Annotated in this window: 16 protein-coding genes; 10 read left to right on the forward strand and 6 right to left on the reverse strand. The window is 67.9% G+C overall.

Features of this window, described 5'->3' with window-relative positions; genetic code table 11:
• Positions 1–14 precede the first annotated feature (14 nt).
• On the reverse strand, positions 15–233 hold the full coding sequence (locus H3O04_RS04630; protein WP_124476343.1) for a zf-HC2 domain-containing protein: 219 nt from the start codon (positions 231–233) through the stop codon (positions 15–17).
• Complete coding sequence (locus H3O04_RS04635; RefSeq protein ID WP_023476151.1) at positions 211–810, reverse strand: RNA polymerase factor sigma-70; 600 nt, start codon at positions 808–810, stop codon at positions 211–213. Before H3O04_RS04635 ends, H3O04_RS04630 begins: the two co-directional genes overlap by 23 nt.
• A 368-nt stretch (positions 811–1,178) precedes the next feature.
• Here H3O04_RS04635 and H3O04_RS04640 point away from each other — a divergent pair, with 368 nt between their 5' ends.
• The gene (locus H3O04_RS04640; protein ID WP_006480199.1) at positions 1,179–1,733 is read left to right on the forward strand and encodes an NADPH-dependent FMN reductase; all 555 of its coding nucleotides are present in this window, start codon (positions 1,179–1,181) and stop codon (positions 1,731–1,733) included.
• A gap of 67 nt (positions 1,734–1,800) precedes the next feature.
• On the opposite strand, the gene H3O04_RS04645 is transcribed toward H3O04_RS04640, so the two are convergent.
• Complete coding sequence (locus H3O04_RS04645; RefSeq protein ID WP_043887498.1) at positions 1,801–4,050, reverse strand: hybrid sensor histidine kinase/response regulator; 2,250 nt, start codon at positions 4,048–4,050, stop codon at positions 1,801–1,803.
• A gap of 471 nt (positions 4,051–4,521) precedes the next feature.
• On the opposite strand from H3O04_RS04645, the gene H3O04_RS04650 reads away from it, so the two are divergent.
• From H3O04_RS04650 to H3O04_RS04660, 3 genes are read left to right on the forward strand one after another with little or no spacing between them, the layout of a single operon-like run.
• The gene (locus tag H3O04_RS04650) at positions 4,522–4,890 is read left to right on the forward strand and encodes a response regulator (protein ID WP_011548759.1); all 369 of its coding nucleotides are present in this window, start codon (positions 4,522–4,524) and stop codon (positions 4,888–4,890) included.
• On the forward strand, positions 4,883–5,509 hold the full coding sequence (locus H3O04_RS04655) for a chemotaxis protein CheC (RefSeq protein WP_011548760.1): 627 nt from the start codon (positions 4,883–4,885) through the stop codon (positions 5,507–5,509). The genes H3O04_RS04650 and H3O04_RS04655 overlap by 8 nt, the downstream gene beginning before the upstream one ends.
• Positions 5,506–6,447 (forward strand): GGDEF domain-containing protein, encoded by a 942-nt coding sequence (locus H3O04_RS04660; RefSeq protein ID WP_200160590.1) that lies wholly within the window; start codon positions 5,506–5,508, stop codon positions 6,445–6,447. The genes H3O04_RS04655 and H3O04_RS04660 overlap by 4 nt, the downstream gene beginning before the upstream one ends.
• A gap of 15 nt (positions 6,448–6,462) precedes the next feature.
• Here H3O04_RS04660 and H3O04_RS04665 read toward each other — a convergent pair whose 3' ends face one another.
• Complete coding sequence (locus H3O04_RS04665) at positions 6,463–7,347, reverse strand: alpha/beta fold hydrolase (protein ID WP_074804902.1); 885 nt, start codon at positions 7,345–7,347, stop codon at positions 6,463–6,465.
• 191 nt (positions 7,348–7,538) lie between these two features.
• Between H3O04_RS04665 and H3O04_RS04670 the strand changes: the two genes are divergently transcribed.
• The 5 genes from H3O04_RS04670 (at position 7,539) to H3O04_RS04690 (ending at position 12,942) form a co-directional block, all read left to right on the forward strand.
• A complete protein-coding gene (locus H3O04_RS04670; protein WP_006480205.1) occupies positions 7,539–7,871 on the forward strand; it encodes a hypothetical protein in 333 nt (110 codons plus the stop codon).
• A gap of 258 nt (positions 7,872–8,129) precedes the next feature.
• Positions 8,130–8,978: a presqualene diphosphate synthase HpnD gene (gene hpnD, locus H3O04_RS04675; RefSeq protein ID WP_012339078.1), complete on the forward strand. Its 849-nt coding sequence runs from the start codon at positions 8,130–8,132 to the stop codon at positions 8,976–8,978.
• A 13-nt stretch (positions 8,979–8,991) separates the two neighbouring features.
• Entirely contained in the window at positions 8,992–10,245 is a 1,254-nt protein-coding gene (hpnE, locus tag H3O04_RS04680) for a hydroxysqualene dehydroxylase HpnE (RefSeq protein ID WP_124476342.1), read from the forward strand.
• Between the two features lie 12 nt (positions 10,246–10,257).
• Positions 10,258–12,231: a squalene--hopene cyclase gene (gene shc / locus H3O04_RS04685; RefSeq protein ID WP_011548765.1), complete on the forward strand. Its 1,974-nt coding sequence runs from the start codon at positions 10,258–10,260 to the stop codon at positions 12,229–12,231.
• A gap of 3 nt (positions 12,232–12,234) precedes the next feature.
• On the forward strand, positions 12,235–12,942 hold the full coding sequence (locus tag H3O04_RS04690; RefSeq protein ID WP_202587219.1) for a phosphorylase: 708 nt from the start codon (positions 12,235–12,237) through the stop codon (positions 12,940–12,942).
• 113 nt (positions 12,943–13,055) lie between these two features.
• Here the strand turns inward: H3O04_RS04690 and H3O04_RS04695 are convergent, their stop codons facing one another.
• Both H3O04_RS04695 and H3O04_RS04700 read right to left on the reverse strand, forming a co-directional pair.
• Complete coding sequence (locus tag H3O04_RS04695; RefSeq protein WP_043887500.1) at positions 13,056–14,087, reverse strand: MlaA family lipoprotein; 1,032 nt, start codon at positions 14,085–14,087, stop codon at positions 13,056–13,058.
• Positions 14,080–16,713, reverse strand: coding sequence for an MMPL family transporter (locus H3O04_RS04700; RefSeq protein ID WP_023476159.1), 2,634 nt, complete (start codon positions 16,711–16,713; stop codon positions 14,080–14,082). The genes H3O04_RS04695 and H3O04_RS04700 overlap by 8 nt, the downstream gene beginning before the upstream one ends.
• Positions 16,714–17,039: 326 nt before the next feature.
• On the opposite strand from H3O04_RS04700, the gene H3O04_RS04705 reads away from it, so the two are divergent.
• On the forward strand, positions 17,040–17,636 hold the full coding sequence (locus H3O04_RS04705) for an MlaC/ttg2D family ABC transporter substrate-binding protein (RefSeq protein ID WP_006480212.1): 597 nt from the start codon (positions 17,040–17,042) through the stop codon (positions 17,634–17,636).
• Positions 17,637–17,793 lie beyond the last annotated feature (157 nt).

The raw sequence follows: 17,793 nt of genomic DNA on the forward strand, positions 1-17,793 counted from the left end.
CGCCACCGCGGCGTCTAGCTTTTACCGGAAGACGCCCCATCATCATCGTCCGGCTCCCGCCCCGCCGCCGCCTTCGCGGCCATCCGCAACAGCGAGATCTGCCCACGATAGGCGCGGCATCCACTGCAGGTCGGCAGATGCACGCGCACCTGCAGGCGCTCGTGCAGCGTCAGATGCCGATCGAGCGCATCCGACAGCAGGCGTGTCACGTCAGTACATTTCCCCGGCAGCATCTTCGGTCGTCAGTCCTTTTTCGCTCAGACAGGTTCGCAGGCGCGTGCGCGCCCGGTACAGCAGCACGCTGCAATGATTCGTCGTCAGCGTCAATTCGTTGCAGATGTCCGCGATCTCGACATCGAGGAATTCGCGCATCATGAACACGCGTCCGATCTGCTCCGGCAAATGGTCGAGGCACACCTGGAACAGCGTCCAGAACTGCTGTTGCTGCAACAGCGTGTCGGGCTTCGGCCACGGTCGCGGTTTCGCATGCGCGGCCCAGTGTCCGTTGTCCTTGAACAATTCGCGATCGAGTATCGATTCGCCGTCGAGTTCCGCATCGAGCGCGGTCAGGCTCACCATCCGCTGCCGTGCGCGCAGCACGTCGATCAGCTTGTTGCGCAGGATGCCGAACACCCAAGTCTTGTGGGCCGACAGCCCGGCGAACTCGCCGGCATGCGACCACGCGGCAGTCAGCGCTTCCTGCACGGCGTCTTCGGCCGCGTCGGCATCGCGGAGCTGGAGTCGTGCGAAGCGCAGCAGGTCGTGCCGCAGTTGCGCGAGATAGGCGGGGTCGTCGTGTGCGGACAGCATGGGTGAATGGCGGTGTCTCGAAGCGATCGCGCGTGCATCACGGAGCGGACGCATCGCGGTGCGTGCAGCTTACTGGGCGCGGTCTCCGCCTGCAACGCAATGTTCCGTCACGAATTCGCGGAACCGGCTGCCGTGCTGCGCTATGCTTGCCGAACCCCGTCTCGCGCGTCGCCGGCGATGCGCGTCGGGTAATCTGTAACGTCAGAACATAACGGTCGAGTTATCCACAATTTCTGTGGAAAACCTTGTGGAAAGTCGGCCGGACGGCCCCGTGGGACGGCTCGCGGGCTGGCTTGCCTATAAACAGACCTTTGTCGCCCATTCGGAAGCAATCGATCCGATTCCTCACTCACCGGAAGGAGAATGCCATGTCCTATCGTATTGCGGTCGTCGTCGGCAGCCTGCGTCGCGCTTCGACCAACCGCGCGCTCGCGCACGCCGTGATCTCGCTCGCCCCCGCCGATTTTTCGTTCGAGTTCGTCGAGATCGGCGAGCTGCCGCTGTACAGCCAGGACTACGACGCGGATTTCCCGGAAGTCGCGAAACGCTTCAAGCAGTCGATCGAAGCCGCCGACGCGCTGCTGTTCGTCACGCCCGAGTACAACCGGTCGATTCCCGGCGTCCTGAAGAATGCGCTCGACTGGGGCTCGCGCCCGTGGGGTTCCAACTCGTGGTCGGGCAAGCCGGGCGCGGTGCTCGGCACGTCGCCGGGCGCGGTGGGTACCGCGCTCGCGCAGCAGCACCTGCGCAACGTGCTCGCGTACCTCGACGTGAAGACGCTTGGTCAGCCCGAGATGTTCATCAAGCACGACCCGGCGCGCATCGACGATCAGGGGCAGATCGTCAGCGAGGACACCCGCAAGTTCCTGCAGGGCTTCGTCGATCGCTACGCGAGCTGGGTGCGCTTGCTGAAATCGGCCTGACCTCGTTGGCCTGACCGCCGCCGCGCGCGCTCACGCCGTCGCGGCGGCGCCCCCAACCAAGAGCGGATCACGCACCGGCGTGTCGTGCGTCGCGCGCTTCGCGGATGCCCTGCAGGATCTCGTCGAGCAGCGCGATGTCGAACGGCTTCGACAGCACGCGGACGTTGACGGTGCGCGTACGGTCGAGCTCCTCCGCATAACCCGTGACGAGAATCACGGGCAGCTTCCCCGGCCGCTTTTCGACCGCTTCTGCCAGGTCGATGCCGTTCAGGCGGCCCGGCATGTGGATATCCGAAATCACGAGATCGAACGCGTCGTTCGCGGCGGCGCCTTCGATCAGGCGCAACGCGTCGTCGGCGGTGGGCGCATAGGTCACGCGATGACCGAGCAGCGACAGCAGCGCTTCCGTGCCGGCCGCGACTTCGTCGTTGTCCTCGACCAGCAGTACGTGCAGACCGGCGAGCGCGCCGTTGCCCGCGTCGTGCGCGACGGCTGCCGGCCGCGCGACGACGTCCTCGGCCCGCGCGCGCGGCAGGTACAGACGCACCGACGTCCCCGCGCCGACCGCGCTGTCGATCGTCGCGAGGCCGCCCGAGCGTTCGCAGAACGCGAATACCTGCGGCAGGCCGAGCCCCGTCCCCATCCCCTGCGCCTTCGTCGTGAACAGCGGCTCGAACGCACGGGCGAGCACGTCGGGCGCCATGCCCGAACCCGTGTCGTCGAGCGAGATCTGCACGAAGTCGCCGGTGAGCGGGAAGCCGTCCTCGCGGCGCAGCGTGACGTTGCGTGCGCCGACCGTGAAGCGTCCGCCGGTCGCCATCGCGTCGCGCGCGTTGACCGCGAGGTTGATCACCGCGAGCTCGAGCTCCGCGACATCGACGCGAATCGGCCAGACGCCCGGCTCGATCGCGACGACCAGCGACGACTTCGACCCGAGCGACGTCTTCAGCAGTTCGCGGCACGTGCCGACCCATTGCCCGATGTCGATCGTCTCGTTGTGCAGCGGCTGCTTGCGCGCGACGCCGAGCAGCTGACGCGTGAGCGACTGGCCGTTCTTCAACGCGCGCTCGATCGCGCCGAGCTCCTTGTCGAGATGCTGGACCCCGCGTCGCCGCGCGATCTGCACGTTGCTCGAGATGATCATCAGCAGGTTGTTGAAGTCGTGCGCGACGCTGCCGACGAGATTGCCGAGCGCCTGCATCTTGCGCGACTGCCGGTACGCCGATTCGATCGAGCGCCGCATCGACGCTTCGGCCTGCCAGCGGTCCCACGCTTCCTCTTCCGCCTTCAGCCGCTTGAGCGACAGCCAGATCACGGACCACAGCGCGACCGACGGCGCGAACATCGAGATGAACAGCACGCTCAGGTGTTCGTACCATTCATGCCAGATCGCCGACGTGCGGTACGCGCAGGTCACGTAGACGGGATAGCTGCCGACCTGGCGATACGCGACGATCTCGCTGCTCGCGCCGTCGTGGCCCACGCGCACCACGCCCGCGCGCGGATCGTTGCGCGGGTTGCCGAACGTGACCGAGCGATCGGTGTGCGCGAGCGACGGCGGCGGCGGATACGACGCGATCACCGCGCCGTCCGAGCGCGCGAGCGCCATCGTCATCGGCGTGCTCGCGCCGCCGAGCAGGTCGCGGTAGAACGCATTGAAATACGACGACTTCAGCGCGATCGACACCATGCCGGCGAACGAACCGTCGCTATGGCGTCGCGCGACGCCGGTGTTGAAGACGGGAATGTTCTCGAGCTTGAGCGGCCCCATCATCAGCCGCGAGATGTGTTCGATGACCTTGCCGTCGCGGATGCCGGCGAAATCGTCGCGGTTCGCGATCGACGCATAGGGCGCCGGATAGTAGAGGCTGTTGGCGAGCAGCATCCCGCTTGCGCCGAAGATCGACACGGCGGCCACCTGCGGATAGCCGCCGCCGATCGTGTTCAGCGCTTCGTGGATGTCGGACTCCTTGCTGCGCACGGTCGCGTCGTCCATGTCCTGCACGAGGTCGACGATGCGCGCATCGAGCGTTTCGCTCAGGTCGAACACCTTGAGCGCGTGTTCCTCGGCGACCCGCACCGTGCGCATCGTCACGTCGCTCGCGGCGGCCTCGCGCGCCTTCAGGTCGTTGTACGCCATCACCACCACGTAGATGCACGGCAGCACGATCGCCGCGACGAGCAGCACGATCAGCGTCACGCGGCGCACCGCGAAATCGTGCTCGGGTGCGCCGGACGCGTAGCTGCCGTCATCCTGCCAGTCGTCGGCGGGAGAAGGGGCAGGGGCGCGGGAGTCGGCAGGCCGTTCGGACGTCATCGAGGAAAGCGGGTGAGGCAGAGGTGTCTGCCATCATAAACGAGTTGCGGCGGTCCGCCGTGCGGTGCCGTACGGGCGCAAACCTGTCGTATATGACAGAGGTAAACCGTCAGATTGAAAACGCGACGAATCCGGCAGCGCAAACGTACACAAGGAAAAATTTTGCGTGCTTATCTCGAAAATGGTCGCGGCTGTTTTCGGAATCACGCGCGATCGGACCGATTCTGTTCGAAATGGTGAAAATGGCGAGTTGCATCGCCTCCGGTTTACTCCGAGAATCGCGCCTTGCTTTCCCTATGACAGATACATGCGCCCGTCGGCGATTGCCGCGCGGTGCGTCGCGCGCACCTGCGTCGCGGCGCGCGTGCCTGGTCGCAAGGCGGTTGGCCGCGCCCGAAACGCAAGGCACTAAAGAAGAGCGCCGCGCGGTCGTTAACGCGAGAGAGACCATTCCGTATACCGCATCGCCCCATGCCTTTGCCGATTGTAATTGCCGACGATTCGCTGCTCGCTCGCAAACTTCTGACAAAGGCGCTGCCGGGAGACTGGGACGTTGACGTCGCGTATGCAGCGAATGGTCGCGAGGCCTTGGCGCTCTATCGTGACGGCAAAGCTTCCGTGATGTTTCTGGACCTGACGATGCCCGACATGAGCGGATATCAGGTCCTGGAAACACTGCGCCACGAAGATCTGAACACGTTCGTGATCGTGGTATCCGCCGATATCCAGCCGCAGGCGCAAGCACGCGTGCGTGAATTGGGCGCGATCGCATTCGTTGCCAAGCCCGTGACGTCGGAGGCATTGCTGCCCATTCTCAAGGAGTATGGGTTGTATGCCTGAATCGGTGTTCACGGCGGAGCAACGCGACGCGTTGCAGGAAATCGCCAACCTTGCAATGGGCCGCGCCGCCGCGCGGCTGGCGTTGTTGCTCGGGCATTTCATCGAGTTGTCGGTGCCGCGCGTGCGCGTCGTGAAAGCGGCCGACGCGGGCGACGCGCTGCGCGAGATGACGGGCATCCACGACAACGTGACCGCCGTGCGCCAGGGCTTCCGTTCCGACATCAAGGGCGAGGCGATCGTGCTGTGCCGCACGGCGGGTGTCGCGCGGCTCATGTCGGTCGTCGACCGCACGTTCGGCGACGGCGTGTACGGCGGGATGGCGACGCCGGACGAGATCGTGTTCGACGTCGCGAACGTGCTGATGGGCGCCTGCGTCGCGTCGATCCTCGACGAACTCGGCCGCAAGCCCGTGTTCTTTCCGCCGGGGCTGCTCGGTGCGAACGTGTCGTTCGACGACGTCTTCCAGCCGAACGAACTGGGGTGGAGCGTCGCGCTGCTGCTCGAGGTGAACTTCGGGCTCGAGGACCACACGTTCCGCGCGCATTTCGTGATGCTGATGGCCGAGGATTCGATCCGGCTGATGGGCGACGCGCTCGACGCGTTGCTGTCCGCGCTATGACGGCCGCCGCCCCGTCGCTGAGCGACCTCGTGATCGAGCGGGTCGGCTTCGGCCTGTTCGTGCTCGACCGATCGATGACCGTCCTGATGTGGAATCGCTTCATGCAGGACCACAGCGGCATCCCGGCCGCCGACGTGATCGGCCGCAACATCTTCGACCGCTTTCCGGACCTGCCGCGCGCGTGGCTGTCGCGCAAGCTCGAGAGCGTGTTCCAGCTTGGCAGCTTCGCGTTCAGCTCGTGGGAGCAGCGGCCCTACCTGTTCCGCTTCGAGCATGACCGGCCGATCACGGGCGGCGTCGACTACATGCAGCAGGACTGCACGTTCATGCCGCTCACGCGCGGCCGCGACGTCGAGGCCGTGTGCGTGACGATCTCGGACGTCACGCACGTGAGCGTGATGCAACGAGAGCGCGAGGAAGCGGTCGCGAAGCTGCGCGAACACGCGAACCGCGACGGGCTGACCGGCATCGCGAACCGGCGCTTCTTCGAGGCGCGGCTCGGCGACGAATTCGCGCGCTGGCAGCGCTACGGCGGCGACCTGTCGGTGCTGCTGTTCGACCTCGACCACTTCAAGACGATCAACGACCGCTTCGGGCATGCGGCGGGCGACGCCGTGCTGCGCGAGACCGCGCGCCGCGTCGCGTCGATCGTGCGCGCGCAGGATACGTTCGGGCGTTTCGGCGGCGAGGAATTCGCGCTGCTGCTGCCGTGCACGAATCTCGACGAGGCGATGCGGGTGGCCGACAAGGTGCGCGAGGCGATCGGCAGCATGCCGGTCGATGCGGAGGGCGTCAGCGTGCCGGTCACGGCGAGCGTCGGCGGCACCTGCGCGAAAGCCGGCGCGCTGACCTGCGACGTACTCGTCAACGAGGCCGACGCCGCGCTCTATCGTGCGAAGCGGCTCGGGCGCGATCGGTCGGTCGCGTACGCTGACTGACCGCGCCCGCCCCCCTCAGCTTTTCGCGATGTCGGCGAGCACGCCGGCCAGCACGGCCGGCTGCGACACGAACGGCGAATGGCTGCTGTCGAGCTGGTGTACGTGGGTCGGGTTGCCGGGCGCGAATGCGTCGGCTTCGTCGATGAAGCGCTGCTGCAGCGCGGGCAGGATCACGCGATCCTGCAGGCACTTGACGTAGTGACGGTCGATCGCACCCCAGCGGGCGGCGGTCGTCGGGATCGCGGTCGCGAACGGCGCGGCCGGCACGTCGCAGCTCATCAGGTTCGCGACCGCATCGAAGTCGGCCTGCGGCACGTCTTCGTACAGCGCGCGCTTCATCAGTTCGCGATACGCGGCATCGCCGCTGTGCGGATCGACGCGCAGCGCACCGGCCACGCGCGGGCTCGCGAGCATCAGCGGGCCGAGCAGCTCGCCCTTGTTTTCCGGCGCGCGCACGTAGTCGAGACCCGGCACGCCCGACGCGGGCATGAAGGCCGCGAGATAGACGATCTTCGCGATCTTTTCCGGCGCACGTTCGGCGGCCGCCGTGATCGCGAGGCCGCCCATGCTGTGCCCGACCAGCACGACCTTGCCGCGGCCGAGCGCGTATGCGTCGTCGACGGCCTGCATCACCTGCGTCGCGTAATCGTCGAGCGTCGTGTTCGCGACCGGCGACGGCTCGGCGCCGAACGCGTCCTTGTCGAGCGGCCGGGCGAGGTACGACGCGGGAAAGCGCGCATGGATGCCGTGCGCGGGCAGGTCGCGCGCGATCGACAGGTAGCCGCGCGCGGCCAGCGCGGCCGCCAGGTGGGCGTAGCACCACGCGCCATGCCACGCGCCGTGCACGAGCACGAAAACGGGATGATCGGACTGCGGGTTGGCGGTGTCGTTCGTCTCCATGGTGTCCGTATTTTTTCGAGAAAGGTGTCATCTTAGACGAACCCGCCGCCATCGAAACGCGCTCGCGCGGCGCGTCTCCCGGGTGGCAACGATCCGCCCCTTTTGTGTCGCGCAGGCCACATTTCGTCCATATCTGATTTGAATTTGTGCCGAAGCACGCTAATTTGTTGCTTTACTCGCGATTGCGCCCCATGAACGTCGACTATCTCTTCTACCGGAAGCCGAACAAACCCGGCCCCTATTCGCTCGACGACCTGGGCGACATCGCGCCGCCGATCGGCCCTGGCGACCTGGTGCGCGCGGGCATCGCGCGCGTGTTCGAGCAGATCGACTGGCAGGAATCGCCCGACGTGCCGGGCGCGTGGTTCGGTACGGGCGGCGCGGTTTTCCAGTTCACCGCCGAACCCGACGGCCGCGTGACGAGCTTCATGGGCTCGCGCCTCGAGCGCCGCTCGATGCTGCAGCTCACACGCGAAATGGGGCTCATCGCACTCGATCTGCAGCGCGACATCGTCTACGGCTGACGCGCCGCGCGACGCCCATTCGCCGAGGCCGGCCGCGCCGCCCTCTCCAGGGCGCTCAACACCCCGCCACACATGGCGCGTGTCCGCCATCGAACTTCAAAGATTGCTATACTTTCGGCCAATTCCGGCTTCCGGCCGGTAATTTGTGCCTGTCTGCGTCGATCGTTCGCCTATCCCGCACGCATTCGACGCCCTGACCATCCCAGCCGGGCATGGCTTCTTCAATCGCCCCGCGTGGGTGTCTCCGTGGAGCTCGTCTTGGCCGTTTCCCATTCCGTCGTGGACGAACAAGAAACCGACGCCGCTGCCGTCACATCGGGCAGTTCTTTCTATCTGGCGATGCGCATCCTGCCGGCCGTGCAGCGCGATGCGATGTTCCAGGTCTACGCGTTTTGCCGCGCGGTCGACGACATCGCCGACAGCGACCTGCCGCGCGCCGAGCGCAACGCGGGCTTGAATCGCTGGCGCGCGGACATCGACGCCTGCTTCGCCGGTCGCCCGCCGCGCCACCTGGTCGCGCTCGATCGCGAGATTCGCGCGTTCAACCTGCAGCGCGACGATTTCCACGCGATGATCGACGGGATGGCGATGGATGCGGCCGAAGATATCTGCGCGCCCGACGAGCCGACGCTCGACCTCTTCTGCGATCGCGTGGCGAGCGCGGCCGGCCGGCTGTCGGTGAGGATCTTCGGGATGCCGGAAGCCGAAGGGATCACGCTGTCGCACCACCTGGGCCGCGCGCTGCAACTGACGAACATCCTGCGCGACATCGACGACGACGCGGCGATCAACCGGTGCTACCTGCCGCGCGAGCTGCTCGCGCGCGAGGGCATCGCGATCACCGATCCGGCGACGATCGTGCGCGATCCGGCGCTGCCGCGCGTGTGCGCGACGCTCGTCGAGCGTGCGCTCGAGCACTTCCGCCAGGCCGACGCGGTGATGGACACCTGTCCGCGTGCGCAGGTGAAGGCGCCGCGCATCATGTCGGGCGCGTATCGCTGCATTCTCGAGGCCGCGATCGCACGCGGCTTTGCCGCGCCGCGCGCGCCGCTGCGCAAGCCGAAGGCGCGCATGCTGATGATTGCCGCGCGTTACGCGCTGTTCTGAGTCGACCGAGGCGATGCCCAGAACCGTCCACGTGATCGGCGCAGGACTCGCGGGCCTGTCGGCCGCGGTCGAATTGCAACGTCGCGGGCGCCGCATCGTGTTGCACGACGCGCATGCACACGCGGGCGGCCGCTGCCGCTCGTGGTTCGACGGGACGCTGAACACGACGCTCGACAGCGGGCTGCATACGGTTTTCGCGGGGCAGCCCGCGACGCAGCGCTACCTGCGCGCGATCGGCGCGGTCGATCAACTCGCGGGGCCCGCGCTGGCTGAATTCCCGGTCGTGGACGTCGCGTCGCAGCAGCGCTGGACGCTGCGCTTCGGCAACGGTCGCTGGCCGTCGTGGCTGTTCGATGCCGCGTCGCGCGCGCCGGGCACGACGCCGCTCGACTACCTCGCGCTCGCCCCGCTCGCGTTCGCCCGCACGGGACGCTCGCTCGCGCAGACGATGCGATGCGACGGCGTGCTGTGGGATCGCTGGCTGCGGCCGTTTTTCCTCGGGGTGCTGAATATCGAGCCGCGCCACGCGAGCGCCGAGCTCGCGCGCGCCGCGCTGTGCGGCGCGTTTGCCGCGGGCGGCCCCGGCTGCCGCCCGCTCGTCGCGCGTCGCGGGCTCGGCAGCGCGTTCGTCGAACCGGCGCTGCGGATGCTGCAGTACGGCGGCGCGCAGATCCGCCTGAATTCGCGGCTCGACGCGTTCGAATTCGGCGCGCACGGTAATGCGGTCGATGCGGTGTCGATCGGCGGCGAGCGCATCGATCTCGCGCCGGGCGACGCGGTCGTGCTGGCCGTGCCGCCCGAGGTCGCGCAGCCGCTCGTGCCCGAACTCGCGGCGCCCGACACGTTCAGCGCGGTCGTGACCGCGTATTTCGCGGTCGACGCGTCGACCGGCAATCCGCTGCAGACGACCGTCGTCAACGGCGTCGTCGATGCGGTGCGGACCGGCGACGGGCTGCTCGCGGCGACGATCCGCGATGCGGGCCGCTGGCTCGACATGCCGCGCGACACGCTCGCGCGGCGCATCTGGGAAGACGTCGCGCGCGTGAGCGGCGCGAACCCGGAAACCATTCCCGCGTGGCAGCTCGTCGTCGAGCCGCGCGCGGGCTTTGCGGCGGTGCCGTCGCAGGAAATGAAACGTCCGGCCGTGCGTACGCGCTGGACCAATCTTGTACTCGCGGGCGACTGGATTGCCACCGGCTTGCCCGCCACGATCGAGGGCGCGATCCGTTCCGGCCAGCTGGCCGCGGACGTGCTCCAGACGCAATAAAGAGAGGGACCGATGAACGATCTCACCGAAATGGCTACCTTGTCGGCCGGCGCCGTGCCGGCCGGCGTCGACGCGGCTGTCGCGCGTGCGACCGACGCGCTGCTCGCCGCGCAGCAAGCGGATGGCCACTGGGTCTACGAACTCGAGGCGGATTCGACGATTCCCGCCGAATACGTGCTGCTCGTCCACTATCTTGGCGAGACGCCGAACCTCGAGCTCGAACAGAAGATCGGCAAGTATCTGCGCCGCATCCAGCAGGCCGACGGCGGCTGGCCGCTGTTCACCGACGGCGCGCCGAACATCAGCGCGAGCGTGAAGGCGTATTTCGCGCTGAAGGTGATCGGCGACGACGAGAACGCCGAGCACATGCAGCGCGCGCGCCGTGCCATCCATGCGATGGGCGGCGCCGAGATGTCGAACGTGTTCACGCGCATCCAGCTCGCGCTGTACGGTGCGATTCCGTGGCGTGCGGTGCCGATGATGCCGGTCGAGATCATGCTGCTGCCGCAGTGGTTCCCGTTCCACCTGTCGAAGGTGTCGTACTGGGCGCGCACCGTGATCGTGCCGCTGCTCGTGCTGAACGCGAAGCGTCCGCTCGCGAAGAACCCGCGCGGCGTGCGCATCGACGAGCTGTTCATCGATCCGCCCGTCAATGCCGGGCTGCTGCCGCGCCAGGGCCATCAGAGCGCCGGCTGGTTCGCGTTCTTCCGCGTGGTCGATCATGCGCTGCGCGCGGTCGACGGCCTGTTCCCGAGCTATACGCGCGAACGGGCGATCCGTCAGGCCGTGTCGTTCGTCGACGAGCGCCTGAACGGCGAGGACGGCCTCGGCGCGATCTATCCGGCGATGGCCAACGCGGTGATGATGTACGACGTGCTCGGCTATGCGGAAGATCATCCGAACCGCGCGATCGCGCGCAAGGCGCTCGAGAAGCTGCTCGTCGTGCACGACGACGAGGCGTATTGCCAGCCGTGCCTGTCGCCCGTATGGGATACGTCGCTCGTTGCGCATGCGCTGCTCGAGACCGGCGATGCGCGTGCCGAGGAAGCCGTGCTGCGCGGCCTCGAATGGCTGCGCCCGCTGCAGATTCTCGACGTGCGCGGCGACTGGATCTCGCGCCGCCCGAACGTGCGGCCCGGCGGCTGGGCGTTCCAGTACGCGAACGCGCACTACCCTGACGTCGACGATACGGCCGTGGTCGTGATGGCGATGGATCGCGCGCAAAAGCTCAAGCAGTCGGACACGTATCGCGAATCGATGGCGCGGGCGCGCGAATGGGTCGTCGGCATGCAGAGCAGCGACGGCGGCTGGGGCGCGTTCGAACCGGAAAACACGCAGTACTACCTGAACAACATCCCGTTCTCCGATCACGGCGCGCTACTCGATCCGCCGACGGCCGACGTGTCGGGCCGCTGCCTGTCGATGCTGTCGCAGCTCGGCGAGACACCGTTGAACAGCGAGCCGGCGCGCCGCGCGCTCGACTACATGCTGAAGGAACAGGAGCCGGACGGCAGCTGGTACGGCCGCTGGGGGATGAACTACGTGTACGGCACGTGGACGGCGCTGTGCTCGCTGAATGCGGCCGGCCTGACGCCGGACGACCCGCGCATGAAGCGCGCCGCGCAGTGGCTGCTGTCGATCCAGAACAAGGACGGCGGCTGGGGCGAGGACGGCGACAGCTACAAGCTGAACTACCGCGGTTACGAGCAGGCGCCGAGCACGGCGTCGCAGACGGCCTGGGCGCTGCTCGGCCTGATGGCGGCCGGCGAAGTGAACAACCCGGCCGTGGCGCGCGGCGTCGACTACCTGGTCGCCCAGCAGAACGAAGAAGGGCTGTGGGACGAGACGCGCTTCACGGCAACGGGCTTCCCGCGCGTGTTCTACCTGCGCTACCACGGCTATCGCAAGTTCTTCCCGCTGTGGGCGCTGGCGCGCTACCGCAACCTGAAGCGCGCGAATGCGACGCGCGTGACGGTCGGGATGTAACGCGTGGCGACGACGCAGCACGACGGCGTATTGCCCATCATCGCGGTGACCGGTATGGCGTTCGAGGCGCGCATCGCGCGCGGCGACGGCGTCGAGGCCGTGTTCGCCGCGCGGGCCGACCGGCTCGAGCGGGCGCTGACCGAGGCGACTTCGCGCGGTTGCGCGGGCATCGTCAGCTTCGGCACGGCGGGCGGGCTCGCACCGGATCTCGTGCCCGGCGCGCTCGTGATCGCGAACGCGATCGACGGGCCGTTCGGTCGCGTGGAGACCGATGCGGGCTGGAGCACGCGGCTCGTCGCCGCGCTGCACGACACGCCGGTGTGGGCGCGCGTCACGCGCGGCACGATCGCGGCCGTCGGCGCGCCGGTCGTCAGCGAACAGGACAAGGCGGCGCTGCATCACGCGAAGGGCGCGCTGGCCGTCGACATGGAGTCGCATATCGCGGCGGCCTTCGCGGCCGCACGCGGCGTGCCGTTCGCGGTGTGCCGCGCGATCGTCGATCCGGCGTGGCGCACGCTGCCGAGCGCAGCGACGGCCGGCCTGCGCGACGACGGCAGCACGGCGATCCTGCCGATCCTGCGCGAACTGCTGAAGCAGCCGTCGCAGCTCGGGCCGCTGCTGCAAGTTGCCAGCGATGCGCGCGCAGCGCGCACGACGCTGATTCAGGCACGGCATGCGTTCGGACGGGCGGGCGCGATGCGGATCGTTTGAGCGGCATTCGCCGCTGCCTTCTCCCCGCCTTTCGGTCTGCCATTTCGCGCGGACAAAAAAAGAGCGCTGCATGATGCAGCGCTCTTTGCTTTTGCGCGGCCGCCGTGGCGGCGTTACTGCGCGGCGGGACGGCTCGCGGGCAGCGTCGGCATCGCCGGCGCGATCGGCGCGCCATTGGCAGCCGGCGCCGTCGTCGCACCGGCCGACGCAGCTGCAGGTGCAGCAGCCGACGCAGCGACCGGCGCAGCAGCAGGCGCACTCGCCGGCATCGCACTATCCGCACCCGGATCGTCGTATTGCGGCAACCCCGGCGCGGCCGGCGCGTTGTTCGGCGCCGCGCCCGATGCGCCGCCCGACTCGCCCGGATCCTCATAGTTCGGCAAGCCGCCCGGCGTGGTCGGCGTGGCCGCCGGCACCGCGCCGGCTTCACCCGGCTCCGCGTAGTTCGGCGCGGCGGCCGATGCCGACTGGCCGTGATACGTGAGCGACTTGCGCTGCTGCAGGTACGCGTCGCGCACGAACGAATACGGATCGAGCGCGGCCTGCTTCAGCAGGTCGGTCGCGCCGAGCAGGTCCGAGCGTGCGCTGATGAACTGCGCGATGTACATCGGATTGCGCGCGGCCGGCTCGATGTAGTTCAGCAGGTTGAAGCGCACGTCCACCGCGCGGCCGACGCCGTCGCGGATCGTGCTCGGCCCGAACACCGGCAGAACGAGGTACGGGCCGGACGGCATGCCCCAGCGCGCCATCGTCAGCCCGAAATCCTGGTGATGCTTCGGCAGCCCGGCCGGCGTCGCGATGTCGATCAGGCCGGCGACGCCGAACAGCGAGTTCATCGCCACGCGCATCAGATCCTGCGTCGCATCGGTGATGCGCAACTGCAGCAGGTTGTTGGCCATGTTGCCGAGATCGCCGAGGTTCGAGAAGAAGTTGCTGATCGCGGTGCGCACCGGCGTCGGCGTGACTTTCTGGTAGCCCTTCGCGATCGGCTGGGCGATGTTCGTGTCGACCGTGTCGTTGAACTTGTACATCGCCCGGTTCATCGGCTCGAGCGGGTCGTTGGGGTTGCGGTTCGGTCCCGTCGCGCAGCCGGTCAGCATCGCGCTGGCGGCGACGGTCGCCGCAATGATTCGCACCTTATTCATTGATTCCTTGCGATTGGTTCTTGGCGCGTTTGACGCGCGGTTTGCCCATCAGGACGGGCTGGAACACCACGGCGCCGATCAGCGTACAGGTCAGGGCCAGCGCGAGCAGCTTGCCCATGCTCGACGTGCCCGGATGGTGCGACAGCCACAGGCTGCCGAAGGCGGTCGCTGTCGTCGCGGCGCTGAACAGCACGGCGTGCGTAAGGCTCGAATGCAGCAGCCCCGTCTGCCCCGCGCGCCACGCCATCACGAAATACACCTTGAACGCGACGCCGACGCCGAGCATCAGCGGCAGCGCAATGATGTTCGCGAAGTTCAGCGACATGCCGAGCACGACGCACATCTCGAGCGTCACGATGCCCGACACGAGCAGCGGCACCAGCGTGCGCAGCACGTCGCCGAAGCGGCGCAGCGTGACCCACAGCAGGACCGTGATCGAGATGATCGACCACAGCGCCGCATGCAGGAACGCGTTGATGATCGTGTCGGCCGAATGCAGGATCGAGATCGGCCCGCCGGTCGCACCCGGTTCCGCGGCCTTCACGGCCTTGGCGAAACGGCGCAGCATCGTGTCGTCGTTCGGATCGACGCCCTTCGGCACCTTCGGCGAGATCTGCACGAGCGCGTGGCCGTCCGGCGCGACCCAGTCGCGCACGATCTGCGGCGGCAGCGATTCGCGCGTGATGTCCTGCGGCTGCAGCAGCGCGGCGAGCTGGTTGAGCGCGATGCGCAGCGTATCGGAGAACGCGCGCTCGGCCCGGTCGCGCGTCGCGCTGTCGGCGGCGGCGAGCTTCGCGAGCGACGCGGACAGATGCTGCGCGGCGGCGGCGCCCGGGCCAGGGTGATCTTCGGCTGCATAGCCCAGCAGGTCGGACACGCGCTTGAGCGCGGCCACGCGTTGCGCGTCGGTCGCGGGCGGCGCGGCCGGCTGCGTCAGCGCGGGCAGCAGTTCGCTCGCGGCCGTGGCGATCGCCGCACGCTTGGCCGGCTGGTCGGCCGGGATGAAGGTCGACAGCGTGGTCGTGCGGCCGACTTCGGGCAGCGCGTCGAGCCGCTTCGCGGCCGCCTCGGCCTGCGCGAGCGACGGCGCGAGCAGCGTGACGTCGTTGACGGCGGCTTCCGGCGAATCCTTCAGCGCGAGCAGCGTCGCCATCGATTCGCTGTTCGGGTCCTTCAGGTGCAGCGGGTTGAAGTCGAAATGCAGGAAAGCGAGCAGCGGCAGCGCGCCGATCACGACCGCGAGCGTGCCGATCAGGATCGGCTTGCGATGGCGATCGAGGTAATCGTCGACCGGCGCGAGCCACGGGAAGCCCGGCGTCTTCGATTCGCCCGGCGGCGCGAACAGGCGCAGCAGCGCGGGCAGCAGCGTGAGCGTGGTCAGCAGCGCGACGAACATCCCGACGCCCGCGATCAGGCCGAGCTCGGACACGCCGCGATACGCGGTCGGGATGAACGAGAAGAAGCTCGCCGCGACGGCCGCGGTGGCCAGCGCGAGCGGCATGCCCATCGAATGCGCGGCGCCGATCAGCGCGTGATCGATGCGCTCGTCGCGGAAGCGCTCCTCGCGGTACTTCACGCCGTACTGGATCGAGAAATCGACGCCGAGGCCGACGAACAGCACCATGAACGCGACCGAGATCATGTTCAGCGAGCCGACCATCGCGAGGCCGAGCGCGGCCGTCACGACGAGGCCGACGAACAGCGTGACGAGCACCGAGCCGATCATCCGCTTCGAGCGCAGCGCAAGCCACAGGATCACGAGCACGGCGAGCAGCGTGAGCACGCCGTTGAGCGCGGCGCCGTCTTCCACCGACGCGAATTCGTCGTCGGCGAGCGGCTGCTCGCCGGTCAGGCGCACGGCCGCGCCGTAGCGCTTTTCGAGGTCGAGCGAACGGGCCGCGTCGCGGATCACCTGGCTCGTTGCCGCGCCGGCCTTCAGCGCGCCGTAGTTGACCACCGGTTGCACGGTGACGAACGCGCGCGCGGGCTGCCGCGCCGCGTCGTTGTCGACCAGCGCGCGCCACGAAAACGCGGCCGGCTTGCCGGCCAGCACGTCGTCGACCGTCGCGGCGCTGCGCGCGAGCAGCTTCGCCATCGCAGGCAGCTTCACCTGGCCGGTCAGCAGCGGCTGGCCGAGCGTGGTGGACAGCGTGGTGGCGAGCCCGGTGAGGCTCGGGTTCTTCGCGAGTTCGTTGACGAGCGGGCGGGCGCTCGCGAGCTGCGCGGTCGTATCGGAGACCTCCTGCGGCGACAGGAACAGCAGCCCGTTGTGCTCGAAGAACGGCCCGCCGCCCGGTTCGGCGACCGGGCCGATACGGCCGGCATCGGCGTCCTTGCGCAGCGCTTCGGTGAGCGCATGCGCGGCGGCAGTCGCGAATTCGGGCGCGGGTGCCTCGACGACGGCGAGGATCGTGCCGTTGCGTTGCGGGAACGCGTTGTCGACCGCCTTGCTCAGTGCGGCCCATTGCGGCTCCGCATCGACGAGCTTGCTGATGTCGGTGTTGATCTTGAAATGCTGCGCGACGTAGACGCCGCTGAAGGCGGCGATGACGAGCGACAGGACGACGACCCAGACGGGGCGGCGCACCGACCACGCAACGAGTCGGACGATGAGAGATGTCACCATGTGGCGGTGGGGAGCGGCTGGCTAGGGCAAAGTAGCCAAGTATACCGGCGCGGCGCGGCGACGGTCGTGACGTTGCGGAGAATCGGGGCGGGAAGGATATTTGCTACCGGCGTGGCAATCGGATCGCGCGGCCGGTCCATTTGTATGGGGATATTTACATAATCGCCGCGGCGATGCGTCGACACGCCGCCAAGGGCCTGTGACAAACGGCGCTGAAAGGTAACAGTCGGTCACCGGGCGGCAACGGGGCGTCAGGCCCGGTATACTTTGCTCCACCGGCCGATGCAAAGAGCCGGCCGTTTTTTCCCATCGAGTGCGAAATTCGTATGAAACGTCATCTGTTTGCTTTCGTCGCGGCGGCCGCCGTGTCGGTTTCCGCTTTCGCGCAGAGCGCGCCGGTCGATGTCGTCCGCACGGCGGTCGAGGGTACCGTCAATGCGATGAAGGCCGATCCGGCCGCGCGCGGCGGCGACATGGCGAAGATCACGCAGGTCGTCGAGCAGCGCTTCCTGCCTGTGACCAACTTCGAGCGCACGACCCGCATCGCGGTCGGCGACGCGTGGAAGCAGGCCACGCCGCAACAGCAACAGGAGCTGTACAAGCAGTTCCGCTTGCTGATGACGCGCACCTACGCCGCGTCGCTCGCGCAGCTCGGCAACCAGGACGCGAAGTTCTCGTTCAAGCCGGGCGGCGCGTCGGGCGCGGACGCGCTCGTGCAATCGACGGTGACGACGCCGGGCGACAGCCAGTCGGTCGGCTATCGTCTCGGCAAGGTCGGCAACGACTGGAAGATCTACGACATCGACATGTCGGGCGCGTGGCTGATCCAGGTCTATCAGGGGCAATTCAAGAGCCAGCTCGCGACGGGCGGGATCGACGGCCTGATCGCGTATCTGCAGAAACACAATTCGCGGACGAACTGACGGCTGTTGCGCGTAGTTCGGATGCATGGAAGGCGCCTTCGGGCGCCTTTTCTATTCGTAGGTCGGCCGAGCGGTGGAGAGGGGGCGACTCCTGCGCGATGCTGACTGAGCGAATCGGATACGAAGCGAGAAAAAACAGCATCGTAGGGGCGATCAA

It is taken from the genome of Burkholderia sp. KCJ3K979 (assembly GCF_016759955.1).
GTDB lineage: Bacteria > Pseudomonadota > Gammaproteobacteria > Burkholderiales > Burkholderiaceae > Burkholderia > Burkholderia orbicola.